Below are 26,989 nucleotides of genomic sequence, written 5' to 3' on the forward strand. Positions count from 1 at the left end.
ACGGTTGCGGGAATCTCGGCGCGACCGCTTCCAGTTGGAATTTTCCGCAATTATTGGTTGCGGGAGCTATGAGCTGGGGAAATGGGAGCGCGCTGTCATCCTGAGCGGAGCGCGCAGCACGGAGTCGAAGGATCCCGCTCGGCGCCAGCTGGAAGACTCACGGCTGGCGCCGCAGGGGATCCTTCGATTCGCTGCGCTCGCTCAGGATGACAATGGGGAGGCTGCGCTCGCTCAGGACGACAATGGGAAGGGCTGCGCTCGCTCAGGATGACAGCGCGCTCGCCTACAGCTTGCGGCGGCTGATGTCGAGGACCACCCAGACGCTCAGGATGGCGGCGCCCAGGTAGCCGAAGAACGAGAGCACCGGCACGCCGAGCAGGCGCGGCTCCATGGTGGAGTTGGCCAGCAGGCTCGAGCCCACGAACAGGCCGGCGATGATGATACCGATGGTCAGCCGGTTGATGATCTTCGCCAGCTTCGACAGCGGCGCCTCCGACCCCAGCACCTCCATGTTCATCTTCAGCTGGCCGCGCGTGAGCATCTTGAGCGCCTCGCCCGAGAACTGCGCGGAGTCCATCATGCCCTTCGTCGACGAGCGCAGCGCCCGCGCGAGGTCCTCCATGGCGCGCGCCAGCTCGTCGCGCTTGCTCTTGGAGCGCTGGATGTGCGCGTTGATGATGCCCACGACGTTCTCGTTGGGGATGAACGGCGCGATGGTGCCCTCGAGCGTCACGATGCCGCGCGACACGCTGGTGATGGACGCCGGCAGCGTCACCTTGCATGAGCGCGTGAGCGACAGGATGTCGTTGAGGAACATGCCGATGTCGATGTCGGCCACGTCGCACGAGCCGTAGTCCTCGAGCAACAGGTCGAGGTCGGCCAAAAAGCGCGTGTGGTCGATGGCCGCGTTGTCCTTCGAGATGGCGAACGACATGAGGGCGTCTTTGAGCTCGGTGGCGTTCTCCATGCCCACGGCCTGGATGATGCTGCCGAACCCGGCGCGGTCGCGCGGCGACAGGCGGCCCATGATCCCCAGGTCGATGTAGACGATCTTGCCGTCGCGCACGAGGATGTTGCCCGGATGCGGGTCGGCGTGGAAGAACCCGTGGTCGAGGATCTGCTCGGCGTAGTTGTCGAGGATCTTCTCGCCGATCTCCTCCAGGTCGTAGCCGGACTCGCGCAGCCGGTCGACGGCCAGGATGGGGATGCCGTCGACGTACTCCATCACCAACACGAACTCGCCGCAGAGCTCCGGGTACACCTTCGGGCAGTCGATGAACGCCACGTTCTCGTTCAGGCGCGCGAACTCCTCGAGGTTGGCGGCCTCGCGCGCGAAGTCCGTCTCCTCGAGGAAGGTGGCCCACAGCTCCTCCACCACGTCGCGCAGGTCGAGCATCTGCTCGTCCTTCATGAAGCGCGCGGCCTGGCGCGCCACCATGCGCATGATGTCGATGTCCTGCGCCATGACGGCCTTCACGCCGGGGCGCTGGATCTTCACCGCCACCGTCTCGCCGGTGACCAGGCGCGCCTTGTGCACCTGCGCGAGCGACGCGCTGCCGAGCGGCGTGGGGTCGATGGCGTCGAACACGTCGCCCTGCGCGTCGCCGTAGATGTCGTCGAGCGCCGCGAGGATGTCCTCGAAGGGCAGCGGGTCGCACTCGGCCTGGAGCTTCGCCAGCTCGTCGCAGTAGGCCTTCGGCAGGATCTCGGATCGGGTGGACAGCGTCTGGCCGATCTTGACGAAGCTCGGGCCCAGGTCCTCCAGCATGGTGCGGAACTCCTCGGGCGAGAAGCCCTTGAGGAAGTGGTGCTTCTGCAAAATGGCGTATATCTCCCGAAGGCGGCGCATGCGGGCCTTGCGGCTCAGATCGAACCGTCCTTCGGGATCGATTTCAGCTCCGGAGCTGAAAAAGTATTTGAGCAGCGTGTTCTCGGCCATGGGCTATCGCACGGGCCCCGTCGTCACGCGACGGTAGGCGCCCCTCAGCCGCACGGCTGCGCGGGATCCTCGGGCTCGTCGGCGGCGTCGTCGGCGGTCTGCACGTCGGACGCGTCGCCCACTTCCGCCTCGTCGGCCGCCTTCGCATTGGCCTTCGCCGCGAACTCGGCCGCCTTGGCGGCGAACTCGGCGCGCTCCTCGGGCGTCATGACGGCCATGCGGGCCTCGAGCGCGTCGTAGCGCACCGTGGCGACCGCTTGCTCGGCCTTGTGCTTGAGCTCGGTGTTGATCTGCTTGCCCTGGTCTACCGTGAGCTCGCCCCGGGAGATGAACTGATCCACCAGCTCCTTGGTCTTCTCGCCCGTGATGGCCATCGCGCCGATGCCGGCCAGGAAGATATCCTTGAATCCGTCGCTGAGGTTAGCCATGGAAGCCTCCTTTGCTTGCGGTTGCCCGTCCGCACTGCGAACGGCTTCCAACCATGATGCACCAAATCGGGAAAAAGGGCAACGCCGCGACGCGCCATGACGGAGAAAGGACGGCGGGCCTTCAACGCCCCGTCACAACCGCGCCGCGCGCGGCGGGCGCGGCTCGGCAGGCCTCAGGGCCACCTGTTCAGGTTGCCGCGCGGGGGCCGGCGCCCCAGATCGGAGCGGCTCAGCTCCTTGAGCAGGGCCGTGATGCTCTCGTCGTGCTCCTCGTCGCCGCCTTCGCGCTCGTCGCGACCCTTCCTCGCCTTCGGCAGCTCGGGTATGCCGAGCGACCTCAGCAGATCCCGCGCCTCCTCGTTGGACAACGGGGCCGATTTCACCATCGCGCTGCACCTCCCTCTCGACGCTCGCCCGCAATCGGCGGGAACGGCGCGTCGACCTTCCTCTTCGCATCGGACGAAAGGAGCCTTGCCTCGCCGCCCGCGCGGACGGCTCGGCCCTTCGCGGCGCGCACGTCGGGATGCCTCGCGGCAGTGCGATGTCGGCTGTTGTGCTGGCGGGCGGGGGGATGCGTCGACAACGTGCGCGCAGCTCGCCTCCTCGCCCGATACGGCTCTCGTCCGGTCTGCAGGATGCCCTTACTATACGGAGGTTTCGGGGCGAGCGGGCGCACAAACCAATAACCGGGCGAACGCGACCCGGCGAATGGAGCGGCGGCGGAAGACGGCCGGATTGAGCGGCAGAAACGAAGCGGCGAGCGGAAAGGGCCGCCCGCCGCCCGCCGGCGCATCGAAACAGGAGAAACGGCCGCCCGTTACGCCGCGCGATCGGAGGCGAGGACGCGGCGTTCGGCAAGCACCGCCTGCGGCAGCTCCCTGCCGGTGCCCTCCGCCCACTCGAAGGGATGCGGCACGGCCTGGAGCTGCGAGGCGGGCGCCTGGACGGGGGGCGCGGCCTGCCTGCCCTCCACCCATGTGGCGGCGGCGACGCTGGCCACGATGAGCGCCGCCCCCGCGAACCCCGCCACGGACAGCGCCTCGCCCAGAAGCACGAACGAGAACGCGGCGGTGAACACGGGCTCGCCGGTGAGCAGGAGCGACACCGTGGAAGAAGGCAGCCCGGTGAGCGAGACGTTCTGCAGCATGAACGTGAGGCAGGTGCTGAGCAGCGCCAAGAACGCCACCGTCCCCCACGCCACCGGCTGCACGGCCGTAAGGTCCACCGGCGGCTCGAACGCGAGCGCGCAGGCGAGCGCCACCGCGAACGAGACGCCTATCTGCGTGCCGGCCACCGTGGCGGCGTCGAGCTTTTGAAGGCCCTGCTCGCCGAACACGAGCGCCCCGGCCAGCGCGACCGACGATAGGAGCGCGAGGGCCTCGCCCCAGCCGAACGAGAGCGCGCCGCCGTTGTTGCACAGAAGGTAGAGCCCGACGACCACCGCGGCCTGGAACGGCAAGAACGCGAGCGGGTAGCGCCGCCGGTTGGCCAGCGAGGACAGCAGCGGCGCGAACACCACGGGCAGCGCCACGAGGAAGCCCACGTTGGTGGCGGTGGTCAGGTCGAGCGCGACGTTGCAGGTGAGGTACGCGAGCGCCATGCATACGGCCGCCGGCAGCCAGTCGCGCACGCGCACCTCGCGCAGCTGGCGCACGATGCGCGGCCCGAAGAAGACGGCGAACACGGCGGCGGCCAGCCCGAAGCGGATGGCGAGGCACCACAGCGGCGTGATGCTCTCGTAGGCCATCTTCGTGATGGCGTTTCCCAGGCCGAAGATGACGGTCTGCAGCACGACGCAGGCCACGAAGGGCCAGCGAGCGCTCGTTTCACGTGCCATGATGCCTCCTTCCGCGCAGACAGCGCAGGACGATCGCGCCCTGCGCGGGCGTGTCGCGTTCACTCTGAGTTCGGGTTCGCTGACCATGGTATGGCTTCGGCATGTAAAAGTAAAACGCGAGTATCTTTTTGAGATTTAAAGAAAGTCTTGTCATCCCTCGTCAGGTGAGCGAATATGGAGGAAATGCGTGCGGAGGCAGCGGAATCGGAGGCGGAAGTGGCGAACCAGAAGTACGAGGCGTTCCTCAAAGTGGCCGAGACGGGCAGCTTCAAGCAGGCCGCCCGCGAGCTCGGGTACACGCAGGCGGGCGTGAGCTACCTCGTGGGCACGCTTGAACGCGAGCTCGAGCTGCCGCTGTTCGTGCGCGACTACGGCGGCGCGCGCCTGACGGCCGAGGGCGCCGACCTGCTGCCCCGGGTGCAGAAGGTGTGCAACGACGAGCGCCAGCTGGAGACGCGCGTGGCCGAGCTCAAGCACCTCGCCAGCGGCATCGTGCGCGTGGCCGCGTTCACGAGCACGGCCATCCAGTGGTTCCCCGGCATGGCGAAGTCGTTTCTGGCGCAGCGGCCCGGCATCGACTTGCAGCTCATCTGCGTCGACGACCAGGACGAGCTGGAGGAGGCCGTGTGGCGCGGCGATGCCGACTGCGGGTTCTTCGTCTACCCCATCAGGCACGACCTGCACGCCGTCTCGCTGCGGCACGACCCCTTGCTCGTGGTGCTGCCGCCCGACCATCCACTGGCCGACGCGCCGTTCGTGCCGCGCGAGACGCTGGCGACGGAGCCCTACATCCGGCTGAAGAGCGGTACGTCGACGGAGATGGAGGGCCTGTTCCGCAACAACGAGGTGGAGCCGAGCGTGCGGTTCACCATCGACAGCGACTACGCGGTCATGAGCATGGTGAGCGCGGGGCTCGGGTTCAGCGTGCTGTCGGGCCTCATCCTGCGCGACGCGCCGTTTCCGCTGGCCGTGGTGCCGCCCGAGAAGGAGACGACCCGCGAGATAGCCATCGCCGTGCGCTCGATGGAGACGGCCTCCACCGCGACCCGGGCCTTCGTCGAGCACGCCCAGGAGTGGATAGCCGAGACGTACGGGTGAGACGAGGCTTTTGTCTGAGCGGAGGCCGAAGGCCGCAGTCTTTGTCATCCTGAGCGGAGGCCGAAGGCCGCAGTCTTTGCCATCCTGAGCGGAGCGACCGAAGGGAGCGCAGTCGAAGGATCCCCCGCGGCGTCAGCCGTGGCGCTTCCTGCTGGCGCCGCGGGGGATCCTTCGACTCGCTTCGCTCGCTCAGGATGACAACAGGGGGGCTTCGCTCGTTCAGGATGACAAAAAAAGCTCCGGCACCTCGGTGCCGTCGGCGCAGATGAAGCTGGGGCGCTCGGCCACGAGGGCTTCTCGCGGGAACATGCCCCAGAGGGCGGCGGCCGTGGGGCAGCCCGCGCCGTTGCCCGCATGGATGTCGAAGGGGCTGTCCCCCACGTACAGGCACGCCGCGCTGGCCAGGCCCAGAAGGTCGCAGCCGTGCGCGACGGGGCCGGGGGCGGGCTTGTGCTCGGGATGGTCGTCGGAGCCCACGATGAAGTCGAAGTACCCCTCAAGGTCGAAGGACGCGAGCCCGCGCGCCGCCGGCTCGTGGCGTTTCGAGGTGACCACGCCCAAAGGCACGCCCGCGTCCTTCAGCCGCTCGAGCATGGGCACGGTGCCGGGGAACACGCGCACCAGGTCGTCATGCACCACGGCGTTGCGCTCGCGGTAGACGCGGCAGAGCTCCTCGTGCACGGCCGCGTCCGCGGCGAAGTCCCACATCTGCGTGTTGAGGGGCTGGCCCACCTTCGCCATGAGCAGCTCGTCGGGAATGGAGCGCCCGAGCACCTTCCGCACCGTGTAGCGGAAGGTCTCGAGGATGAGGTCGTACGTGTCGAGCAGCGTGCCGTCCAGGTCGAACAGCACCGCTTGGATGTCGTTGCGCATGCGGGCCCTACTCGAACAGCGCGCCGAACAGGCCGACCTCGCTGCCCCACACCTTCGTGTTGCGCTGGGCGAACGCGAGCGCGTCGGTGAGCGCGACCAGCGGGATGTCGCGGCGCGCGCCGGTGCTGCGGCGCTTGATCTCCACCTTGCCCTCGGCGAGGCCTCGCTTGCCCACGACCACCTGCAAAGGCCAGCCGATGAGGTCGGCGTCGGCGAACTTCACGCCCGCGCGCTCCTTGCGGTCGTCGATGGCCACCTCGAACCCGAGTTTCGCCAGGTCGCAGGCCAGCTTCTCGGCGGCGGGCTGCACCTCGTCGTCGCCCACCGTAAGCGGGATGACGCACACGTGCGCCGGCGCCACGGAAAGCGGCCACATGATGCCGTGCTCGTCGTTGTGCTGTTCGACGATGGCGGCCATGGTGCGCGAGATGCCCACGCCGTAGCAGCCCATGATGAACGGCTGCTCGCTGCCGTCCTCCGCCATGAACGTGGCGCCCATCGCGCGCGAGTACTTGTCGCCGAGCTGGAACACCTGCGACACCTCGATGCCGCGCGCGCCCTCGAGCGGAAGCCCGCATTCGGGGCAGCTGTCGCCCGGCTTCACGATGCAGAGGTCGGCCCACTCGTCCACCTGGAAGTCGACGCCCAGCTGGGCGCCCACGTAATGGTAGCCGTCCTCGTTGGCGCCCACGACCCACTTCGGCACCGCCTGCAGGCTGCGCGCCGCGATGACGTGCGCCTCCTCGGGCAGCCCCACCGGGCCCATCGAGCCCTTGTGCAGGCCGAACGCCTCCATGTCCTCGTCGGTGAGCAGCGTGAATCCGCCGGCGGCGCGCACGGCCTTGAGCTCGTTGAGCTCGTGGTCGCCGGGGATGAACATGACCACCAGCTCGCCCGCGTCGTTCTTGCCGGAGAGCGCCTTGACCGTGGACGACTCGGGGATGTCGAAGAACGCCGCCAGCTGGGCGATGGTGTGCACGTCCGGCGTGGCCACCTTCTCCATCTTGGGAACGTCGTAGACCGTGGGGCGCGCCAGGCAGTCGCCGGCCTCGGCGTTGGCGGCGTACCCGCACGAGCAGTGCACGAGTTCCGCCTCGCCCGCGTCGGCGAGCGCCATGAACTCGCAGGTCACGCTGCCGCCGATCTGGCCGGGGTCGGCCTCGACGGGGCGGTAGTCCATGTCCATGCGGTCGCAGATGCGGCCGTACGCCTCGCTCATCTCGTCGTAGGTCTTCTGCAGCGACTCCTGCGTGTCGTGGAAGCTGTAGGCGTCCTTCATGATGAACTCGCGGCTGCGCAGAAGGCCGAAGCGCGGGCGGATCTCGTCGCGGAACTTCACCTGGATCTGGTAGAGCGACACGGGCAGCTCCTTGTAGGAGCGCAGCTCGTTGCGCACGAGCGAGGTGAGCAGCTCCTCGTGGGTGGGCCCGAGGCAGAAGTCGTGGTCGTGGCGGTCCTTGAGGCGCATGAGCTCGGGGCCGTAGTCGTTCCAGCGGCCGGACTCGTGCCAGAGCTCGGCCGGCTGCAGCGCGGGCATCATGATCTCCTGCGCGCCGATGGCGTCCATCTCCTCGCGCACGATGTCCTCCACCTTGGCCAGCACCTTCTTACCGAGCGGCAGGAAGGTGTACACGCCCGAGGCCGTCTTGCGGATGAAGCCCGCGCGCAGGAGCAGCCGATGGCTGGCGATCTCCGCGTCGGCGGGGTCCTCCTTGAGCGTGGGCGCGTACAGCTGGCTCATGCGCAGGATGTTCATGTTCGTCATAGCCTTCCTATCTCCTCCATCAAAGCGTCCACGATGGCGCTCTCCTCCACCTTGCGGACGACGTCTCCCTTCGAAAACACCACGCCCGAGCCCGCGCCGCACGCCACGCCGATGTCGGCGTCCGCGGCCTCGCCCGGGCCGTTCACCACGCAGCCCATGACCGCCACCTTGAGCGGCTTGTCGAGGTCGGCGATGCGCTCCTCCACCTCGCGGGCCAGGCCGATGAGGTCCACCTGGCAGCGCCCGCACGTGGGGCAGCTGATGAGCTCGGGCGCGCGGCGGCGCAGATCGAGCGCCGCGAGCAGCGTCCAACAGGCGCGGACCTCCTGCACCGGGTCGTCGGTGAGCGAGATGCGCAGCGTGTCGCCGATGCCCTCCGCGAGCAGGATGCCGAGGCCCGCCGCGCTCTTGATGGCGCCTTGGAACGTCGTGCCGGCCTCGGTGACGCCGATGTGCAGCGGCACATGCGGAAGCTCCTCGCTGAGCAGGCGGTACGTGCGCACCGTGGTCATGACGTCGTGGGCCTTCGCGCTGACCACCAGGTCCTGGAAGCCGCGGCCCTCGCAGTAGCGCACGTAGTCGGCGGCCGAGCGGGCCAGCTTCTCGGGTAGCGTGAGGTCGTCGCGCGCGGCCAGCTCCTGGTCGAGCGAGCCCGCGTTCACCCCGATGCGGATGGGGATGCCGGCCTCGCCCGCCGCGTCGAGCACGGCGTCGGTCTTGGCCAGGCCGCCGATGTTGCCGGGGTTGATGCGCAGCTTGGCCGCGCCGCGTCGGGCGGCCTCGATGGCGATCTGCGGATCGAAGTGGATGTCGGCGATCACCGGCAGCGGCGACTGCTCGCACACGGCCTCGAACACGTCGAGGTTAGCGCGGTGCGGGATGGCCATGCGCACGACCTCGCAGCCGGCCTGCGCCAGCGCGTCGATCTGCGCGAGGTTGGCGGCCGCGTCGTCGGCCGGGGCGTTCAGCATGGACTGCACGACGACCGGTGCGCCGCCGCCCAGCGGCACGCCGCCCACCATGACCCGGCGGGTGGCCTTGTTCGGTTCAGCTTGTCCGGGCATCCGTGCCTCCGTTCCCCACGCGCGTTTCGCCGCATATCGGGCTATTGTACCGCCGAATGCGCGAAGCCCGGCCAGCCTCCACGAACTCTTCCCCAAAAAGCGCGGAGGGGGCGTGACAAATGGGGACATTGTCACGCCCCCCCTTGGGACAGTTCGATCGGTTAGCCGCCGAAGCCGACGCCGGAGATGATGCGTTGGATGTCCTGGTTCGCCATGAACAGGAAGAAGCACACGAACAGCGCCATGCCGGCCAGCGACAGGTAGTTGAGCGCGCGCATGGACACCGCCTTGCGCGATACCTTCTGGAACACCTCGATGACGAAGCGGCCGCCGTCGAGCGGCGGGATGGGCAGCAGGTTCATGATGCCGAGCGAGACGGAGATCACCGCGACGAACAGGATGGCGTTCGCCAGCCCCGCGTCGATCATCGTCTTCGACATAGCCGCGATGCCGATGACCGAGGTGGAATTCTGCACCACCTCGCCCGCCGTCGCCGGATTGAACAGCCCCGCCACCATCTGCGCCGTCATGCCGATGTACACGAAGCCCATCTCGATGGACTGCAGCGGATTGAGGTTCACATGCACGATGTCACCCGCGCGGTTCGGCGCGTCGACGCCGATGATCGAGTAGAGCACCACGAACAGCAGCACGGCGAACAGCAGGTTCACCGCCACGCCGGCCACGAGGATGACCGAGCGCTTCCAGAACGGCAGGCTGCGGTACTGCTGCTTGTACTCGCTCTCGAAAAGCGCGTGCGCGTCGCCCACCGGGCGCGCCTGGCCCAGGTCGTAGGCGACCATGCCGCGCTCGCGCTGCTTGCGGCTGGGCTGCACCTCGGGGGCGCGGTAGGTGTTGTACTGGTCCTGCTTCGTGGGGCCCTTCGCGCTGCCCCACTCGACGAGCTCCTCGAGCGCCTCGTAGGCCTCGTCGTCGGAGATGCCGCAGTCGCGCGCGACGTCCTCCATGTTGGCGGTGCCGCGGCGGTAGAGCGACGCGAGCGCGGCCTCGAGGTGCGGGCTCATCTCGCCCGGCTCCATGCCGCACACTTTCGCGTAGCCGCCCAGCAGAAACGGCGTGACGCCGAACTTGGTGCCCCACTTCGTGAAGCCGATGCTGGGTCCGGGAAGCCCCAGCATGAACTCGGTCACGCGCACGCCGAACGCACGCGAGGCCAGGTAGTGGCCGCCCTCGTGGATGAACACGAGGAAGCCCAGGATGAGCGTGGCGTACACGATCATCAAAACGATATCCATAGGCGCAAACTCCTCTGCGTCAAACGGCCCTCGTCGTCGGGGCCGACAAATGTTTCATGAACCAGTATAAAGCGAGCGGGCACGGGAGGCGCTGCCGAACGAGAAACCCACGAACCTGCCGCGAAATCTTCGCGAGGCCGTTTCCTGCGCACGGAGGTCGGCCGCCTGACCTGGGATGCTGGGAATCCGCTTGATCCGCGCTGGATTTCCGCTTGATCCGCGCTGGAAAACGGATGGAGACGCGCTTGACTTGCGCGAGTTCCGCGCTAGATCGGGAGGACTTTCCGCTGGACGCACGCCATCTACGCGCTGGAAGCGGCTGCTAAGATGGAAGAGCGGATCCGCACAACGCAAACAACGGCAAGCTGCCGGAAGGAGGAAAACAGGATGCCGAATACTGCAGGCTTCCATAATTTCGGTCAATACTCTAACAAAAGTGTTAGAGTATTGACATGCCTCGTTTCGATGACATTTATGAGATAGCGGCCGACAACTACGGCTTGGTGACTTTCGCCGAGGCGCAGGAGGTCGGCGTCACCAGCGTGGAGCTGCGCCGCTTTGTGAAGGATGGCCGCCTTGAGCGCCTCGGACACGGCGTTTACAAAATCACGCGCTACATACCAACGCCGCTCGATCACTATGCCGAGGCGACGGCGCTCGTCGGCCCAGGTTCCTATATTCACGGCGAATCGGTTCTTGCCATGCACAACCTAGGGTTGGCGAACCCTGAAAAAACGAACGTCGCCATCGTGAAGCGCACGAGGAAGAAGCTTCCGGGATGGATACGCCTCGTCACAGGAAACAGCGGCGACGGAGTAACGAGCTACGAAGGCATTCCAAGCCAGAGCGTAGCCGAAGCCCTGCGCTTCTGTCGAGGTCGCGTAATGAAGGAGCGTCTGGTCGACGCAGTCCATGACGCCCTTCGAGCAGGGTTGATCAGCGAAGAGGAAAAGCGTTCGCTCGAAGAGGAGCTGGAGCTGCGGCAATGGCCAAACAACCGAACAGCAGGAGAAATCTCGACCTAGCGATACGCCGGCTCGCGCGAGAGGACGAGGACGTACGCCGCATCCGCCTAATCATGGCAAACACGATAGTCGGCCAGATGCTTCCCGAGGGCGTGGTCAAAGGAGGAAGCGCGCTCAAGTTGCGCTACGGAAGCGACGCGACCCGATTCACGCGGGACCTGGACGCCGCGCGCGACGCCGACCTGGAATCCTTTATCTCCCGACTGCGAGAGAGACTTCAAGCCGGGTGGAACGGATTCACGGGCATAGTCGTCAGGCGTGAGCCGGCGAAACCCGCAGGCGTGCCCGGCCAGTACGTGATGAAGCCCTTCGACGTCAAGCTGTCCTACAACCTGAAATCCTGGCTGACCGTGCCTCTCGAGATCGGCCATAACGAGATCGGGGACGCAAGCGAGCCCGAATACAGCATCGCTCCAGACATAGTCTCACTGTTCACGAGTCTCGGCTTTCCACCACCGAGCCCTATACCCCTCATGCCTCTGCACCACCAGATAGCCCAGAAGCTGCACGGCGCAAGCGAGCCGGGAAGCGAGCGCGCGCACGACCTCATAGACCTGCAAGTCATCATCTCGAAGGGACCCGTCGACTACCGCAAAACGAAGGAAACGTGCACGAGGCTCGGACTACCTGCGCCACCTCGTCCGCCAAGACCTCGCGAGCGTCTCCTGATTCCGCATCCGGCGCGCTCCGAAAGAAACCTCAGCAGTAGAACGTCGCGTGCGAGCCGAGAAAGGCGAGGAACTCCTCATCCCACGGGCTCAAATCCCTATCTTGACGGTATGCGACTGAAAATCCCCAGGTGATATCCTCGATAGGAACGCCCACATACCCCTCGTGGGGAAACGAGCCCACATGGGAGCGAGGTGTGATAGAGGAGACCCCGCGCCTCATAGCCATCTCCAAGACCTCGATCATCTCGTCGACGTAGTACAGCGAGCACGACAGAGGCGGCTCGAGAAGCCTACTCGCATAGCCCCTCGAGGTCACGTACTCGTTCGGCGCAAGGCACACCAAGTCCATTCCGGCCAGGTCGGTCGACCGCACCGTCGCCTTGCGCGCCAGAGGAGAATCCGCAGACGTCCAGAGGAACAGCATGTCCTTATGCAGCGGCACGGAGAGCAGCGAGCGGTGGTTGATAGGGTTGTTGAGCAGCGCGAAGTCGCACGCCTTGTCCCGGAGGGCCTCCTCGCAATCATAGTCGACCATGGTGCGCATGATCTCGACGCGCGCGCCCGTTTCCGATCGCTCGTTGAACGAGAGGATGGTCTCGCGGGACATCACGTTGAACAAACCCGTCGACACCGAAAGCGAGATCGACCTCGATTGCCTGCGGCGCAGCTTCTCCATCTCGTCCATCATCTCGGCGTAGTCGCACTCGAAAGACAGCGAGAACCGGTAAAGAACCCGCCCGAAATCCGTGAGGACGGTGCCATCGTGATCCCCTTTGAACAACGGCACGCCCATCGCCGACTCAAGTCGCTTGATGGAGCTCGAAAGCCCCTGCGGCGTGATGAAGAGCTCCTTCGCGGCGCGCGCGTAGCTGCCGGTGTCGGCCAGCGCGACGACGTACTTGAACACTTTTGAATCCACAAGCGCCCCCCCCCTTTCGCCCCTCGCCATTGTAGCGAACAGGACTGCCTGCGGCCAGGATCCCCCTTCTCGTTTTGTTGAGAAAAGCCAACAAGCCGTTGATTCCCCGCACCGCCGAACCGACGAATAATAGAGCCATGCCGCCGTTCGAACAAGGGATTCGAAGAATCGCCCGAAGAGGGCCGGCGGAAAGACGACTCGCAAGGAGGAGCACCATGGACATCTCACGCCGCAACTTCATACGCCTCGGAGCCGCGGGCGCGGCAGCTGCGGGCTTGGCCGGACTGGCCGGATGCGCCCCCACCGTCGCAGCCAGAGCCGACACGGCGAACGCGTCGGCCGACGGCGACTGGCTGGGTTCCGCGCCCGCGCTCTCCATCGACGATTGCGCAGAGACCGTGGAAACCGACGTCTTGGTCGTCGGATCCGCCCTGGCAGGCTCGATGGCGGCATACGGGGCGCTGAAGAACGGCGCGAAGGTCACTGTGCTCGAACGCAACGCGGCCCCGCACATCGGCGGCATGACCATCTCGTTCCTCAACTCCCAGACGCAGCTTGACGCCGGTCTGCCCGAATACGATCCGGTGAAAACCGCGAACGACATGTTCAACCTGACGCAGTACCGATCGGACATGAAGCTGAACACCCTGTGGTGCGAGCGCTCCGGCGAGCTTCTAGATAACCTGAAGGCCGATTTCCTGGAGCCGTACGGACAATACTGCCAGCCGCTCAGCCTGGAAGGCATCTTCCCCGATCCCAGCCAGGAGATCACCTCCTACATCAGCACCGGTGTCGCGTTCTCGGAAACCGATATCCTCACCGACTTCACGCACAACATCCATCGATACCTGGAAGACGAAGGCGTGGAGACGCGCTACAGCACCTGCGCGGAAGTGCTGGTGCAGGACGAGAACGGTGCGGTCTTGGGAGCCATCGCCACCAACGAAGACGGCGAGCATGTGTACTTCCGCGCGTCGAAGGGCGTGGTCATGTGCACGGGTTCGTTCGGCGGCGACGAGGCCATGATGAAGCGCTTCTACACGACGCACTTTGCGGAATGGGCGCTGAAGAACAACGCGTACGAGGCGTACATGGGCGACGACCCGGTGACCGACAACAGCATGGACGACGGCCGCGGCCACAAGATGCTGTGCTGGGCCGGAGCGGAGATGGAAGAGATCTGCGGATACGCCGCCTGGCAGACCACCGCATGGCGCTCCTTCCCCTACCTGCTTGTCAGCACGAAGGGCGAGCGGTTCATGAACGAGTGCACCTCGCTTCTGACCTCGGCCCACATCGTGGCGGACCTCCCCGGGCACGACGGCTACGTCTGGCAGATCATCCCCACCAACGACTTCGAGATGCCCTCGTCGTTCGGCTACGACAAAGAGGCGGCAGCCAAGATGTTCGACATCGAGAAGACCGAGCACTACGAAGCCGACACCATCGAGGAGCTGGCCGAGCTCATCGATGTCGATCCCGCCGCGCTGAAGGCGACGGTGGAACGCTACAACGAGCTGTGCGAGAAGGGCGAGGACGTCGATTACCGCAAGGCGAAGCGCTACCTCGATCCTATCGACGACGGTCCTTACCAGGCATGGAAGATGCAGTACCTGTTCTACTGCACGCTGGCCGGCGTGCGCTGCAACGAGAAGCTGCAAGTGCTCGATGCCGATTGGAACCCCATTCCCGGCCTGTACGCCGGCGGCAACACCGTAGGCTACCGCTTCGGTGCCAGCTACGAGTCGCTGCTGCACGGCGGCTCGAACGGCCTCGCCGCGACGCACGCCTACGTGGCCGGCGAGAGCGCGGCCACGCGATAGCGGAATCGTCTGACTTTTCAGCGCGGAAGGGCGTCGCAAGCAGCGTCGTCCTTCCGCGCTTCGCATACTCACCAGGATTTCGCAAGGATTGCGCACCCGGACCTCTGCGCGCGCCGGAAGCTGCGACAAGGAAACCGCCTCACGCGCCTCAGCGTTTGAGCGTGTTTTCGGAGCGAAGATCGCATCGTGTGGGCGCATGCGACCAGGCATGCTGTATTCGCGCTTGAAACGCGCTGGATCGGCGCTGGAAACTCGCTGGATTCTTGCAAGGAAACCGCCAGGAAAGCGCTGGATCCGCGCTTGATCGCGGCGGCCATCCGCTTGACGCACGCCATGGATCGGCTGGATCCCGCTGCTATCATGGAGGCAGCGGGATCCAGTCGATCAATTTCATGCTTGCGCTTTTTCTTGTAAGGTATACAATGAATACCCATGATATACCGTTGCCAATATTTTTCTTCGACTATCGCAAAAACGAGGCGAACATCGAGAAGCACGGGGTGAGCTTCGAGGAAGCCAAGGGCATCTGGCTCGACCCCGATTACCTGAAGGTGCCGGCGAAGAAGAGCGGCGAGAAGCGCTTTCTCGCCATCGGCATGGTGGATGGAAGATGCCTCACGGCGGTCGCAACGAACCGCGGCAACGCCGTCAGGATCATTTCAGCTCGACGCGCAAGCAAGAAGGAGGCGAAGCAGTATGGGCACCGCGACCGATGACGCCCTGCTCAAGCGGTTCGACGAGGGCGGGGACATGGAGGAGTACTTCGACTTCGAGAAGGCCGTGCGTCCGAACAGGGCCCGCAAGGTTAACGTCGACATGCCCGAATGGATGATCGAGGCGCTCGACGAGGAGGCCGACCGGCTCTCGGTGAACCGCCAGGCCGTGATCAAGTTCTGGCTCGCCGAGCGCATCGAGCAGGAGCGCGCGAAGCACGCGGGCTGACTTCGGGATGAAGCTATGAGACGTTACCCCCATCCCTTTGTCTCGATCCACGTGCGGGCCTCGGCGCGGGACCAGGCATCGAGGTGCTCGAGCTGCTCGAGACTCTCGACCGGCTGGACGCCGTCGCGCTCGTGGGCGTCCATGACGGCCTCCACGCATTCGGCGATCCCCAAGTAGGTGCCTTCCTCGGCCAAAAACGCCGCCACGGCCACCTCGTTCGCGGCGTTCATGACGCAGGGCAGCGTGCCGCCCACATCACCCGCATGGCGCGCCAGCGCGAGGCAGCGGAACGTGTCCTCGTCGGGCGCGGCGAACTCGAGCGAGCCCAGCTGGCGGAAGTCGAGCGGCTCCACCGGCGCGTCCCAGCGCTCGGGGTAGCTCAGCGCGAACTGGATGGGGATGCGCATGTCGGTGGTGCCGAGGTGCGCCTTCACGCTGCCGTCGGAGAACTCCACCATCGAGTGGATGGCGCTCTGCGGCTGCACGACCACGGCAATCCTGTCGTAGGGCATGGCGAACAGATGGTGCGCCTCGATGACCTCGAGGCCCTTGTTCATGAGCGTGGACGAGTCGATGGAGATCTTCGCGCCCATGTTCCACGTGGGATGCGCGAGCGCCTGGGCGGGCGTGATGTGCGCGAGCTCCTCGCGCGTGCGGCCGCGGAACGGGCCGCCCGACGCCGTCACCCACAGCCGCGTCACCTCGCGCGGATCCTCGCCCAGAAGGCACTGGTAGATGGCGCCGTGCTCCGAGTCGATGGGCATGAGCCGCCCCGGCTCGGCGGCCAGCGGCATGATGAGGTCGCCGCCCACCACGAGCGACTCCTTGTTGGCCAGCGCGAGCACCTTGCCCGCGCGCAGCGTCTCGTAGCTCGCGCGCAGGCCAGCCGCGCCCACGAGCGCGTTCACCACGATGTCGGCTTCGGGCAGTTGCACGAGGTCGGCCACCGCCTGCGGGCCGAAGCCGAGGGAGGGCTCGGAGCGCTCGTCGGCTGACGCCGCGCGGGATCCTTCGACTGCGGCCGCTTCGCGGCCTTCGCTCAGGATGACATCCCGCAGCTCGCCGGCAACGGGCTCGCGCGCCAGGCGTTCGTCGCCCACGGCCAGATGCCGCACGCCGAACTCGCGCGCCTGCGCCAAGAGCTCGCTTGCGCGCGTGCCCGCGGCGAGCGCCACCACCTCCAGCTTGTCGGGATGCCGGCGCGCCACGTCGAGCGTCTGCGTACCGATGGAGCCGGTCGACCCCAGAACGACGATGCGCTTTCTAGATGCCATACGGGATGCAGCCCCCTCCGACGAGCAGGATGGCCGAGGTCACGGCCACCAGGAACAGCGAGTCGCAGCGGTCGAGCAGCCCGCCGTGCCCTGGCATGATGGTACCGGAGTCCTTGAAGCCCGAATTGCGCTTGATGCGGCTCTCGGCCAGATCTCCCAGCACGCCCATCAACCCGCTGATCAGCCCGAACACAAGCGCCTGCGGAATGGACATCGTCACGCCGGGCACGAACGACATGAGGCACCAGAACACGGCAGAGCCCGCGAGTCCCGCCAAAAAGCCCTCCCAGCTCTTCTTCGGGCTGGTGCGCGGCGCCAGCTTGTGCTTGCCGAACTTGCTGCCCACCAGGTAGGCGAACGAGTCGTTCGCCCACACGCTCAGGAAGATGCCCAGCACCAGCACGCCGCCCCACGGCGCCGGCAGCGCCTGGCGCACCACGATGATGCCCGAGAGCAGCATGCCGCAGTACGCCGCGCCGAAGAAGCTCACGCCCACGTCGGGCACGCGCGCCCGCATCCAGAACACGTACCACACGATGAGCGCGAGCAGCAGCGCCAGGCTCACGAACAGCGCCCCGTTCAGCCCGAGGAAGAACACGCTCACCGGATAGAGCATGGCCGCGACGATGCCGAGCATCTCGTTGGGCAGCTTCGCATCCGAGCGCAGCATGTAGTAGAACTCGCCCGCCGTGATGCCGGCCGTGGCCACGAGCAGCGCGAGCGTGGTCCATTCGCTGATCAGCACGCAGAGGATCGAGCCCGCCACGTACACGAACCCGGTGCGGAACCTCACCTGCAGGTCGGTGGGGTTCTGCAGCTTCTTCGGGGTCTTCTCGTGCGCGAACTCCTTGAGCTTCTCGCCGCGCGAGCGCTCCTCGGCCGGCTCGCGCTCGTCGCGCCCGCTCTCCACCCTACTTCACCGCCCCGAAGCGGCGGTCGCGCCCCTGGTACTCCAAGAGCGCCCGCAAAAACTCGTAACGGTCGAAGTCGGGCCAGAGCGTCTCGGTGCACACGAACTCCGCGTACGCGATCTGCCACAGGAGGAAGTTCGACACGCGCATCTCGCCGCTCGTGCGGATGAGCAGGTCGGGATCGGGGATGTCGGCCGTGTAGAGGTGCCGCGACAGCGCCTCCTCCGAAAGCGGCTCGGGCGCGCGGCCCTCCTTGAGCGCGGCGTGCGCCCCGTCCATGTAGGACTGGATGGCATCGAGCAGCTCCACGCGGCCGCCGTAGTTCACGGCCACCACCAGCGTCATGCCGTCGTTGTCCTTCGTCTTCTCCCAGGCGGCGGCGAACGCGTCGCGCGTCTTCTTGGGCAGCTCGTCCGTGCGCCCGATGGTCATCACGCGCACGCCCTCCTCATGCAAGCCGTCCACCTCGGCGAGCATGGTGGTGGCGAACAGGTTCATGAGGCCGATGACCTCGTCTTGGGGTCGTTTCCAGTTCTCGGACGAGAACGAGTAGATGGTGAGATAGCGCACGCCCACGTCCGACGCGCAGCGGATGGTCTCGCGCACCGACTCGATGCCGGCCTTGTGGCCGAACAGGCGGTTCTTGCCGCGTTCCTTGGCCCAGCGGCCGTTGCCGTCCATGATGACGGCCACGTGGCTCGGCACGGCGGCGGGGTCGAGCCGCGTCGGATCGAGGTCCGCCGGCGGGTTCGGGAATATGTAGTCGAGCGGCTTGTTCACGGCAGTACTGCTTTCAGGTTGAAGCCTAGAAAACGCCCGGGTTGGCGTAGTGAGTCAGCGAGAAGCGTTGCGGTGCCCCAGATCGTGGGAATGGCGATGGCGAAGCGTACTTCGGTACGTGAGCCATCGGCATCGCCGCGAGATGGGGTGCCCCAACGCTTCGCAGCGTCGAGCAGTTCCGGCGGCCGACAGGCCGCCGGAACGCTAGATCTCCATGACCTCGGCTTCCTTCTTCTTGAAGGCCTCATCCACCTCGGCCACGAACTTGTCGGTCATCTTCTGGATGTCGGCCTCGGCGCGGCGCTGATCGTCCTCGGGGAGGCTGTCCTCCTTGACGGAGCGGTCGATGGCGGCGTTGGCGTCGCGGCGGGCGTTGCGCACGGCCACGCGGGCCTCCTCGGCGTAGCCCTTGCACTGCTTCACCAGCTCGCGGCGGCGCTCCTCGGTGAGCGCGGGGAACGGCAGGCGGATGACCGAGCCGTCGTTGGACGGGGTCACGCCCAGGTCGCTCTGCAGGATGGCGTGTTCGATGGCCCCGAGCATGCCCTTGTCCCACGGCTCGATGACCAGCATGTGCGCGTCGGGCGTCTTGATGCCGGCCATCTGGTTCACCGGCGTGGGCACGCCGTAGTAGTCCACCTTGATGCGGTCGAGCAGCATGGCGTTCGCGCGCCCCGTGCGCACGGAGGCGAACGCGTCGCCGAGCGAGGTCAGGGCCTTCTGCATGCGCTCCTCTGCCTGCAGCATAATGTCGTCGATCATCCCGATTCCTTTCATCCAACCCGGCCGAACGCGGCCGCACGCCGCGCCGCTTGAGGCGTTTCGCTTATTCTACCGTGGTTCCGACGTTTTCGCCCTTCAAAGCACGCGAAATGTTGCCCTTCACGGTGAGATCGAACACGATCATGGGCACGTCGTTGTCCATGCACAGCGACGTGGCCGTGGAGTCCATCACGTTCAGGCCCCGCGACAGCACGTCCATGTAGCTGATGCGGTCGAAGCGCTTGGCGTCGGGGTTCTTCTTGGGGTCGCTGTCGTAGACGCCGTCCACCTTGGTGGCCTTCATCAGCACGTCCACGTCCAGCTCGCAAGCGCGCAGGGCGGCCGTGGTGTCGGTGGTGAAGTAGGGGTTGCCCGTGCCGGCGGCCAGGATGACCACGCGGCCCTTCTCCATGTGGCGGATGGCGCGGCGGCGGATGTAGGGCTCGGACACCTCCTGCATGGTGATGGCGCTCTGCACGCGGGAGAAGATGCCGTGGCGCTCGAAGGCGTCCTGCAGCGCGAGCGCGTTCATGACCGTGGCCAGCATGCCGATGTAGTCGGCCTGGGCGCGGTCCATGCCCTCGGCGCTTCCGGCCAGGCCGCGGAAGATGTTGCCGCCGCCCACCACGATGGCCAGCTGCACGCCGTCATGCACGACCTCGGCGATCTCGTCGGCCAAGTCGTCGACGACCTTCGGATCGATACCGTAGCCCATATCCCCCGCCAGCGCCTCTCCGGAAAGCTTGAGCAGCACGCGGTCGTATCGGTATCCTTCAGACATAAGCCCTGTCCTCTCGATGGTCGTTCCGTCTCGTATCGGCTGCTATCTTACCCGAAAACGAAAACGCCCGTCGAGGCCGCAGGTCCGTTTCCCGCCATTTCACGCAAAGGACAGACACGCCGACCGGGCCGCTCAGATACGCGAGGAGGTCCCAACGCGCCGCGAAAAGCGCCCGGCGATGCACCTTGTGACGGTTTTGCGCGGGATTCGGGAGCGTTTCGGCTTCCTGTGAAGGACTGGAAGGGGTTGGACGGGAGCGCGAGAAAGCGCGACCTGGGCAAACGCCGGCGGCCGCTCCTGCGACCCTGCGCAGAACCGGCACAACTTGCAATTTCGAAGGGATTCGGTGGCACGGGCCGGCCCATGCGGAAGCCCCCGGCCGAGGCCGGGGGCTTCCGAGGAGAGGGATGGCGCGTTTGTCAGAGCTTACGCGGCGTCCTTCTGGGAGCTGCCGCCGCCGAAGAGGCGCTCGAGCATGGACTCCTGCGAGCTTTCGCTTTGCTGCTGGGAAGAGGCGCTCTGCGAGGCCTCGTCGGAGCCCAGCGTCACCTCGACCTGCTTCGTCTCGCCGTTGCGGTTGATCTCCAGCGTCACCTTGTCGCCGGGGTTCTTGGCGCGGATGTCCAGCATGAGGTCGCTCGCCGATTCCACGTTCTGGCCGTCGAACTTGGTGATGATGTCGCCGGGCTCGATGCCGGCCTCGGCCGCGCCGGAGCCCTCGTTCACGCTGGCCACGTACGCGCCGGTGTCGGCGGACAGGCCGTAGCGCTGGGCGTTCTGCGCGTTCACCGTGGACAGGGACACGCCGAGCTGGGCGTGGGTGGGCGTCTTGCCGTCGATGATCTGCTGGGCGATGTTCACCGCGTAGTTCACCGGGATGGCGAAACCGACGCCGGAGTAGTTGCCCGAGTACGACGTGATGAGCGTGTTGATGCCGATGAGCTTGCCGTCGGCGTCCACGAGCGCGCCGCCGGAGTTGCCGGGGTTGATGGCGGCGTCTGTCTGGATGAGGTTCGCGTAGATGGTGGGCTCGCCGGTGCTCTGGCCGCTGTAGGGGTCGGTGCCGCTGTCCATGATCTGCGAGCGGCTGGTGGCCGACACGATGCCGGTGGCCACGGACTGCTCCAGGCCGAACGGGCTTCCGATGGTCATGACCCACTCGCCGATGATGAGGCTGTCGGAGTCGCCCACCTCGATGGGCGTGAGGCCGCTAGCGTCCTTGGCCTTGATGACGGCCAGGTCGGACGAGGGATCGGTACCCACGACCTCGGCGTCGTACTGCTCGCCTTCGATGGTCACCTTGAAGGCGTCGCCGCCCTCCACCACGTGGTTGTTCGTGATGATGTAGCCGTCCTGGGTGAGCACCACGCCGCTGCCGAGCGACGACTGCGTGAGCGTGTTGGCGTCGGTGCCGCTGTTCGCGCCGGAGCCGAACCCGTAGCCGTACATGGCACCGGCCGACTGGTTCGTGTACACGTCGATGGCCACCACGGAGGGCAGGGACTTCTTAGCCACCGTCTCGGGAAGCGTAAGGTCCTCGTTCTTGGCGGCCGTGTTGCTGGAATCCGAGCTGGTCGCGCCGAGCTGCGTCTGCGAGCCGCTGTTGTCGCTGCCGCTGCCGCCGCCGTTGGAGGAGCCGCCGTTCATCGACTGCCAGACGCCGAAGCCGCCCAGGCCGATGACGCAGGCCAGCGCCGCGCCGGCGAAGCCGAGCAGGAACGTGCGCAGGCCGTGCGACTTCTTCTCGACGGTGACGGAGCCCGGCGTGTGCGCGGCCTGGTAAGGCTGCTGCTGGTAGGTTTGCTGGTAATAAGGCTGCTGGCCCATGGGGGCCGTATGCTGGGCGTGGTCCTCGCCCGGTCTCGGCGGCTGGGAGGCGCCGTCGGGGGTGGTGCCATGCGTATCGGTCATATGCTTCACGCTCCTTGGGTTCGTGGCGGTCTTGAGTTCGCAGTGCTCAGCGATGTGATGCGGTCACCTTATCACGATGGCCTTTTGATCTGCGGTCCCTGCGCGCAATTGTCATCTTCGCGTCACGGAATTACACCAATCGGTGTACGCGCCGAAAGCCCCGCGTACACCGGCCGACGCAAGGAGCGGGCCGCTCCCCTACCTTCCGCGCTCGATCCTGGGGACGAGCACTTTCGCGGCGTCCCGTACCTGGGCGATGGTGCGTTCGAGGCCCTCCCGTATGAAGTCGAGGCGTCCCGGCTGGGCGGCATGCCGGCTTGCCGAGAGGATGTCGCACGCTTCGTCGGCGAATCCGTCGAGCGCGGACGGATTGAACCAGCTGAGATCGTCCACGCACGCGAGCGCCGATGCGGCGTCCTGGGCGAAAGGGCGCGCCATGAAGGCCCAATCCCTTGCGTTGATTTCGCGATCGTTTTTGTCGAACCAAAGGCTGTTCCCCGAATCGAACAGCGGGGCGACTCGTAATTCAAGTGCGTCGATATCGCGAACGAACCCAAAGTTGCGCCAGTGCCTATCGGAATTGGCCAGGATGACGTCGCATAGGATCATCTTCGAGAGGGACGATCGCACAGCGGCCTCGTTCGCGCCCAAAGCCGCGACGGTACGGCAAAACCGGTCGTAGTTATTGGCAGCGCGAATACGCCCACCCAAGTCCTTCACATAAATGGCAGGCACGTACTCTTCACGCGGCTTGAGGAAATTGGCACAGCGAGAGGCAGGTCCGTCGATGGTCTCCACAACGTCGTAGGCCACGAAATCCTCCGGCAGCAGCAAACGCCGGTAAAGAGCGGTCGCCACCGCCTCGTTGTAAGGGCGCTGGTCGTCGGCACGGCATCCCTTGAGCAGAAGGCGCCGACCTGATTCGTCTGCGACCCATTTCTTGGGAAGCTCGCCTTCCGACGTGTTGTCCGGAGAGCTGAGCCCCACGCCGGAAAGCCAGCCGTCCCAACCATCGGGGGATGACTCGACGAAGGGGTTGTCGAAAAAATTCACGTCGGCCCAGGCAAGGTCGGGTGAATCTGAGGGGCGCAGCCAGTAGCAGTCCGAAAGGGACAGGCCCATGCTGCGAACCGCCAAGTTGCTCGGCGAATCGATACCCAGACTCAGGAGCTTCGCATCGAGGCCCGGCCGCGACCCCGGAATGGAGCGATGGCGCCACCAGTCGTTCAGCTCGCGCTTCTTGGGCCTTCCGCCCGTAGTGAGCACTCCGAGAGGGGCGCGGGACGGGTCGATGACCTCCTCGACCGAAAGCGGATCGTCAAGGGCAGTGTCGTACACCGTCGACGCCACTTCGTAATCGGCGTTCATAAGCGTATGCCGCGATGCCGTCGCATATGAGGTGCGGGGCGGTCGACCTGGCCTTTTCGATTCCTCAAGATAGCGGGTGACGGATTCTTGCGAGATGCGCACCTTGCCGTTGATCGTGATTGCGTCCAACTGCTTGTCGCCGACCAGCTGCGAAACGCGACTCAGCGACACTCCGAGAGCGTGCGCCGCTTTCTTTTCCGTCAACTCGTACTTCATGTTTAGAATTTCTTTCGAAATTAATAGGTATTAAAATCAAAAGTAATTCTAACATTTGATGCGGGAGCTCTCAAGAAGAACGTCGGAACCGTGTTGCGGCGATCGCGCGATTCTCGTGCCGTTCGCTTCGCGGGGATCCCCTTCGCGCGCCCGGCAGGAGTATCATACGGACATCGTCGACGATGAATGCCCGAGGGGAGCGCCTATGACCGACCGAACGCCTCCGCGCCGCAGCCTTGGCGCGCGTGTCCAAACGCTGTACGTGCGCGTGCTGCTGCGGCTGCTGCCGCTTTTGCTGAATGTGTTCCGACACGCCTCGGCGAAGATCCGCGCCGAGATCGGCTACCTAGAGCCGGGCTACACATTCATGCTGTCGGTGGGCGGCACCGATCTCGCCGGCACGTGCCGCCGCACTACCAAAGGCACGTTCGAGCGCATCCCGCCCGCGCGCATCGCCCGCGATGTGGAGCCGGGCAGCGGCCTGGCCGGCGCCGATGCGAACGCCGTCACCGTGGACTACGTCATCGCGTTCCGGTCGCTGCCCTACGCGTTCGCGTGCTTCACGGGCGGCACGACGCTCAAGGGAGCCCTCGCCGAGCGCGCGTTCTCCACGCGCGGGCCCAACGACACGGGCGTCGCCCTCACCTATATGTTCACCGCGCTGCTGAAGATGTTCTTCGGCTGGCGCGCCGCGTACCGCTCGCCCGCAGGGGCCGTCCCGAAGGAGCTTGCATGAACGGATTCGAATTCGCCTGCCCCACCAAGATCGTGTGCGGGGCGCACGCGCTGGACAAGCTGCCCGGCGAGCTGGCCGGCCGGCACGTGGCGCACCCGCTGGTCATGACGGATGCGGGCCTGGTGAAGCTGGGCGTGGCCGCCAAGCTCACGAACGTGCTGGATGCGGCGGGCATCGCCTACGACGTGTTCGACCAGGTGCCGCCCGACTCTTCGATGGACGTGGTGAACGAGGTGGCGCGCTTGTACGCCGAGCGCGGCTGCGACGGGTTCGTGGCCATCGGCGGCGGCTCGGTCATCGACACCACGAAGGGCGCGGCCGCGTCGCTCGCCTGCGAGGGGGTGGACTTCGCCACGCTGCAGGGCTCGGAGATACTCCATGCCGACCTGCCGCCGTTCATCGCCGTGCCCACCACGGCCGGCACCGGCAGCGAGGTGACCCTGGTGGCGGTAGTGGCCGACACGCAGAAGCACGCGAAGCTCTCGTTCACCTCCTACAAGCTGGTGCCGCACGCGGCCATCCTCGACCCCGCGCTCACGGCGTCGCTGCCGCCCAAGCTCACGGCCACCACCGGCATGGACGCGCTCACGCACGCCGTGGAGGCCTACACGTCCATCCAGAAGAACCCCGTGTCGGACGCGTTCGCCGTGAAGGCCATCGAACTCATCGCGGCCAACCTGCCTGTGGCCTGCCGCGACGGCGGCAACGTGGACGCGCGCACGAGCCTGGCCCTGGGGTCGCTCATGGCGGGCGCGGCGTTCTCCAACGCCATGGTGGGCATCGTGCACGCGCTCGGGCATTCGCTCGGCGGCCTCTGCCACATCCCGCACGGCCAGGCCATGATGATGCTCCTCCCCCACTGCGTGCGCTTCAACCTGGCTCGCGGCATCCACGCCGGACTCTACGGCGAACTGCTGCCGTGCCTGGCGCCTGCGGGCGCGCTGCACACGCGCGAAGGGTTCGCGAGCCTCGCCACCCCGGCCGACCGCGACCTCGTGTTCTGCGACGAGCTCTTCGCCATGAACGAGTTCTACCACGAACGCTACGGCGTGCCGCTCACGCTGTCCGAGCTGGGCGTTTCGCGCGACCAGCTGCCCGTCGTAGCCAAGCAGGCCCGCTACGATGGCGCCGCGCTGTATAACGCCACCGAGATCACGCTGGAGGACGCCATGGAGATTCTGGAGGCCGTCTATGAGTGAGCAGCCCGTCTTCGAATCCGTCGCTGACGTCGAGGCGCAGACGCAGCGGATGCGCGACTTCTTCCTCGCGGGCGCCACGCTGGACGTGGAGTACCGCCGCCAGGCGCTCGTGGAGCTGAAGGCCTACCTCAAGGCCAACGAGCCGCGCATCTTGGAAGCTCTCCACGCCGACCTGGGGAAATCCGAGTTCGAAGGATACGCCACCGAGCTCGGCCTGGTTTACGACGAGATCAACACGTGCGTGAAGCACCTCTCCAAGTGGGCGCGCCCGCGCCGGGTGCCCACGCCGCTCGTGCATTTCCACAGCTCATCGAAGGTGTACCCGAGCCCGATGGGCGTGGTGCTGGTGCTCTCGCCGTGGAACTACCCCGTGCAGCTTGCGCTCGTGCCGATGGTGGACGCCATCGCGGCCGGCAACTGCGTGGCGCTCAAGCCCTCGCGCACGTCGAGGGCCACGAGTGCGCTGCTCATCGACATCCTGGCGAACGTGTTCCCGCCCGAGTTCGTGTGCGGCTTCCCCGGTTCGGGCGCGATGAACGACTGGCTGCTTGAGGTGCGCTGGGACCAGATCTTCTTCACCGGCAGCCCCAACGTGGGCCACACCATCATGGAGGCAGCGGCGAAATTCCTCACGCCGGTCACGCTGGAGCTGGGCGGCAAGAGCCCCTGCATCGTGGACGAGACCGCCAACGTGAAGCGCGCCGCCCAGCGCGTGGCCTGGGGAAAGGGCATCAACTGCGGGCAGACGTGCGTGGCGCCCGACTACTTTTTGGTGCACGAGCGCGTGGCGGACGACTTCGTGGCGCAGCTGGACGCGTGCTTCCACCAGTATTACGGCGAGGACATCCTGGCATGCGAGCAGTGGCCGCATATGATATCGGAGAAGCACTTCGCCCGCGTGATGGGCCTCATCGAGAACCGCAACCCGGACGCCACCGTGGCCTTTGGCGGGCACGGCGATGCGGAGACGCTGCGCATCGAGCCCACGTGCCTGCGGGGCGTGACGCTGGACGACCCCGTCATGAACGAGGAGATTTTCGGCCCTGTGCTGCCCGTCATCACGTATCGCACGCTCGACGAAGCGTTCGCCATCGTGCGCACGTTCGAGAAGCCGCTGGCCACCTACATCTTCTCCGACGACGCGGCCGTGCAGCAGCGCGTCATCCGCGAGCTGCCGTTCGGCGGTGCCACGGTGAACGACGTGGTGATCCACCTGGCCAACAACCACATGGGCTTCGGCGGCGTGGGTAACTCCGGCATGGGCGCCTACCACGGCAAAGTGGGCTTCGACTGCTTCACGCACTACAAGTCCACGCTCAAGAAGGGCACGTGGCTCGAGCTGCCCATCCGCAACCCCCCGTTCGACGACACGAAGATGAAGCTGCTGAAGATGCTCATGAAGTAGGAAGAG

Annotated in this window: 25 protein-coding genes; 9 read left to right on the top strand and 16 right to left on the bottom strand. The window is 66.1% G+C overall.

The window, feature by feature from the left end; translation table 11 throughout:
- Nucleotides 1–283: 283 nt before the first annotated feature.
- From FX134_RS06315 to FX134_RS06330, 4 genes are all read right to left on the bottom strand, one after another.
- Nucleotides 284–1,939 carry an ABC1 kinase family protein gene (locus tag FX134_RS06315; RefSeq protein WP_080799226.1) on the bottom strand — a complete coding sequence of 552 codons (1,656 nt, stop codon included), beginning with the start codon at nucleotides 1,937–1,939 and terminating at the stop codon, nucleotides 284–286.
- Nucleotides 1,940–1,983: 44 nt separating this feature from the next.
- Nucleotides 1,984–2,367 carry a phasin family protein gene (locus tag FX134_RS06320; protein WP_080799230.1) on the bottom strand — a complete coding sequence of 128 codons (384 nt, stop codon included), beginning with the start codon at nucleotides 2,365–2,367 and terminating at the stop codon, nucleotides 1,984–1,986.
- Nucleotides 2,368–2,540: 173 nt separating this feature from the next.
- On the bottom strand, nucleotides 2,541–2,753 hold the full coding sequence (locus FX134_RS06325) for a hypothetical protein (RefSeq protein ID WP_080799234.1): 213 nt from the start codon (nucleotides 2,751–2,753) through the stop codon (nucleotides 2,541–2,543).
- Nucleotides 2,754–3,184: 431 nt separating this feature from the next.
- A complete protein-coding gene (locus tag FX134_RS06330) occupies nucleotides 3,185–4,204 on the bottom strand; it encodes a DMT family transporter (protein ID WP_080799236.1) in 1,020 nt (339 codons plus the stop codon).
- A 216-nt stretch (nucleotides 4,205–4,420) separates the two neighbouring features.
- On the opposite strand from FX134_RS06330, the gene FX134_RS06335 reads away from it, so the two are divergent.
- A complete protein-coding gene (locus FX134_RS06335; RefSeq protein ID WP_080803835.1) occupies nucleotides 4,421–5,302 on the top strand; it encodes a LysR family transcriptional regulator in 882 nt (293 codons plus the stop codon).
- A gap of 219 nt (nucleotides 5,303–5,521) precedes the next feature.
- Here the strand turns inward: FX134_RS06335 and FX134_RS06340 are convergent, their stop codons facing one another.
- The 4 genes from FX134_RS06340 to FX134_RS06355 form a co-directional block, all read right to left on the bottom strand.
- Entirely contained in the window at nucleotides 5,522–6,175 is a 654-nt protein-coding gene (locus tag FX134_RS06340; RefSeq protein WP_080799239.1) for an HAD family hydrolase, read from the bottom strand.
- 7 nt (nucleotides 6,176–6,182) lie between these two features.
- Nucleotides 6,183–7,940 carry a proline--tRNA ligase gene (locus FX134_RS06345; protein ID WP_080799242.1) on the bottom strand — a complete coding sequence of 586 codons (1,758 nt, stop codon included), beginning with the start codon at nucleotides 7,938–7,940 and terminating at the stop codon, nucleotides 6,183–6,185.
- Nucleotides 7,937–9,004: a flavodoxin-dependent (E)-4-hydroxy-3-methylbut-2-enyl-diphosphate synthase gene (gene ispG, locus FX134_RS06350; protein ID WP_080799245.1), complete on the bottom strand. Its 1,068-nt coding sequence runs from the start codon at nucleotides 9,002–9,004 to the stop codon at nucleotides 7,937–7,939. The genes FX134_RS06345 and ispG overlap by 4 nt, the downstream gene beginning before the upstream one ends.
- Before the next feature lie 161 nt (nucleotides 9,005–9,165).
- A complete protein-coding gene (locus tag FX134_RS06355; protein WP_080799247.1) occupies nucleotides 9,166–10,260 on the bottom strand; it encodes a site-2 protease family protein in 1,095 nt (364 codons plus the stop codon).
- A 452-nt stretch (nucleotides 10,261–10,712) separates the two neighbouring features.
- Between FX134_RS06355 and FX134_RS06360 the strand changes: the two genes are divergently transcribed.
- Together FX134_RS06360 and FX134_RS06365 are read left to right on the top strand one after the other, a co-directional pair.
- Complete coding sequence (locus FX134_RS06360) at nucleotides 10,713–11,285, top strand: type IV toxin-antitoxin system AbiEi family antitoxin domain-containing protein (protein WP_080799250.1); 573 nt, start codon at nucleotides 10,713–10,715, stop codon at nucleotides 11,283–11,285.
- Nucleotides 11,246–12,088 carry a nucleotidyl transferase AbiEii/AbiGii toxin family protein gene (locus tag FX134_RS06365; protein ID WP_080799252.1) on the top strand — a complete coding sequence of 281 codons (843 nt, stop codon included), beginning with the start codon at nucleotides 11,246–11,248 and terminating at the stop codon, nucleotides 12,086–12,088. The genes FX134_RS06360 and FX134_RS06365 overlap by 40 nt, the downstream gene beginning before the upstream one ends.
- On the opposite strand, the gene FX134_RS06370 is transcribed toward FX134_RS06365, so the two are convergent.
- Complete coding sequence (locus FX134_RS06370) at nucleotides 11,985–12,875, bottom strand: LysR family transcriptional regulator (RefSeq protein ID WP_172623402.1); 891 nt, start codon at nucleotides 12,873–12,875, stop codon at nucleotides 11,985–11,987. The two genes, FX134_RS06365 and FX134_RS06370, sit on opposite strands and share 104 nt — an antisense overlap.
- Before the next feature lie 215 nt (nucleotides 12,876–13,090).
- Between FX134_RS06370 and FX134_RS06375 the strand changes: the two genes are divergently transcribed.
- From FX134_RS06375 to brnA, 3 genes are all read left to right on the top strand, one after another.
- Nucleotides 13,091–14,698, top strand: coding sequence for an FAD-dependent oxidoreductase (locus FX134_RS06375; protein ID WP_172623403.1), 1,608 nt, complete (start codon nucleotides 13,091–13,093; stop codon nucleotides 14,696–14,698).
- Between the two features lie 422 nt (nucleotides 14,699–15,120).
- Nucleotides 15,121–15,414, top strand: coding sequence for a BrnT family toxin (locus tag FX134_RS06380; protein ID WP_080799258.1), 294 nt, complete (start codon nucleotides 15,121–15,123; stop codon nucleotides 15,412–15,414).
- A complete protein-coding gene (gene brnA, locus FX134_RS06385) occupies nucleotides 15,395–15,640 on the top strand; it encodes a type II toxin-antitoxin system BrnA family antitoxin (RefSeq protein WP_080799260.1) in 246 nt (81 codons plus the stop codon). Before FX134_RS06380 ends, brnA begins: the two co-directional genes overlap by 20 nt.
- Nucleotides 15,641–15,663: 23 nt before the next feature.
- On the opposite strand, the gene dxr is transcribed toward brnA, so the two are convergent.
- From dxr to FX134_RS06420, 7 genes are all read right to left on the bottom strand, one after another.
- Nucleotides 15,664–16,914 carry a 1-deoxy-D-xylulose-5-phosphate reductoisomerase gene (gene dxr / locus FX134_RS06390; RefSeq protein WP_080799265.1) on the bottom strand — a complete coding sequence of 417 codons (1,251 nt, stop codon included), beginning with the start codon at nucleotides 16,912–16,914 and terminating at the stop codon, nucleotides 15,664–15,666.
- Nucleotides 16,904–17,824, bottom strand: coding sequence for a phosphatidate cytidylyltransferase (locus FX134_RS06395; protein ID WP_080799269.1), 921 nt, complete (start codon nucleotides 17,822–17,824; stop codon nucleotides 16,904–16,906). The genes dxr and FX134_RS06395 overlap by 11 nt, the downstream gene beginning before the upstream one ends.
- Before the next feature lies 1 nt (nucleotide 17,825).
- Nucleotides 17,826–18,605, bottom strand: coding sequence for an isoprenyl transferase (locus FX134_RS06400; RefSeq protein WP_080799272.1), 780 nt, complete (start codon nucleotides 18,603–18,605; stop codon nucleotides 17,826–17,828).
- Between the two features lie 204 nt (nucleotides 18,606–18,809).
- Nucleotides 18,810–19,367, bottom strand: a complete 558-nt coding sequence (frr, locus tag FX134_RS06405) for a ribosome recycling factor (RefSeq protein WP_080799275.1) — start codon at nucleotides 19,365–19,367, stop codon at nucleotides 18,810–18,812.
- 64 nt (nucleotides 19,368–19,431) lie between these two features.
- A complete protein-coding gene (pyrH, locus tag FX134_RS06410; RefSeq protein WP_080799278.1) occupies nucleotides 19,432–20,148 on the bottom strand; it encodes a UMP kinase in 717 nt (238 codons plus the stop codon).
- Nucleotides 20,149–20,574: 426 nt separating this feature from the next.
- Nucleotides 20,575–22,059 carry a S1C family serine protease gene (locus FX134_RS06415; RefSeq protein ID WP_080799281.1) on the bottom strand — a complete coding sequence of 495 codons (1,485 nt, stop codon included), beginning with the start codon at nucleotides 22,057–22,059 and terminating at the stop codon, nucleotides 20,575–20,577.
- Between the two features lie 198 nt (nucleotides 22,060–22,257).
- Complete coding sequence (locus tag FX134_RS06420; RefSeq protein WP_080799284.1) at nucleotides 22,258–23,643, bottom strand: helix-turn-helix domain-containing protein; 1,386 nt, start codon at nucleotides 23,641–23,643, stop codon at nucleotides 22,258–22,260.
- A gap of 205 nt (nucleotides 23,644–23,848) precedes the next feature.
- On the opposite strand from FX134_RS06420, the gene FX134_RS06425 reads away from it, so the two are divergent.
- Genes FX134_RS06425 through FX134_RS06435 form a run of 3 tightly spaced genes read left to right on the top strand, consistent with a single transcriptional unit; the run spans nucleotide 23,849 to nucleotide 26,983 of the window.
- A complete protein-coding gene (locus FX134_RS06425; RefSeq protein WP_080799286.1) occupies nucleotides 23,849–24,379 on the top strand; it encodes a D-alanyl-D-alanine carboxypeptidase in 531 nt (176 codons plus the stop codon).
- Nucleotides 24,376–25,578 carry an iron-containing alcohol dehydrogenase gene (locus FX134_RS06430; protein WP_080799288.1) on the top strand — a complete coding sequence of 401 codons (1,203 nt, stop codon included), beginning with the start codon at nucleotides 24,376–24,378 and terminating at the stop codon, nucleotides 25,576–25,578. Before FX134_RS06425 ends, FX134_RS06430 begins: the two co-directional genes overlap by 4 nt.
- Nucleotides 25,571–26,983, top strand: a complete 1,413-nt coding sequence (locus FX134_RS06435) for an aldehyde dehydrogenase (RefSeq protein WP_080799294.1) — start codon at nucleotides 25,571–25,573, stop codon at nucleotides 26,981–26,983. Before FX134_RS06430 ends, FX134_RS06435 begins: the two co-directional genes overlap by 8 nt.
- Nucleotides 26,984–26,989: the final 6 nt, after the last annotated feature.

It is taken from the genome of Arabiibacter massiliensis (assembly GCF_902386925.1).
Classification (GTDB): domain Bacteria; phylum Actinomycetota; class Coriobacteriia; order Coriobacteriales; family Eggerthellaceae; genus Arabiibacter; species Arabiibacter massiliensis.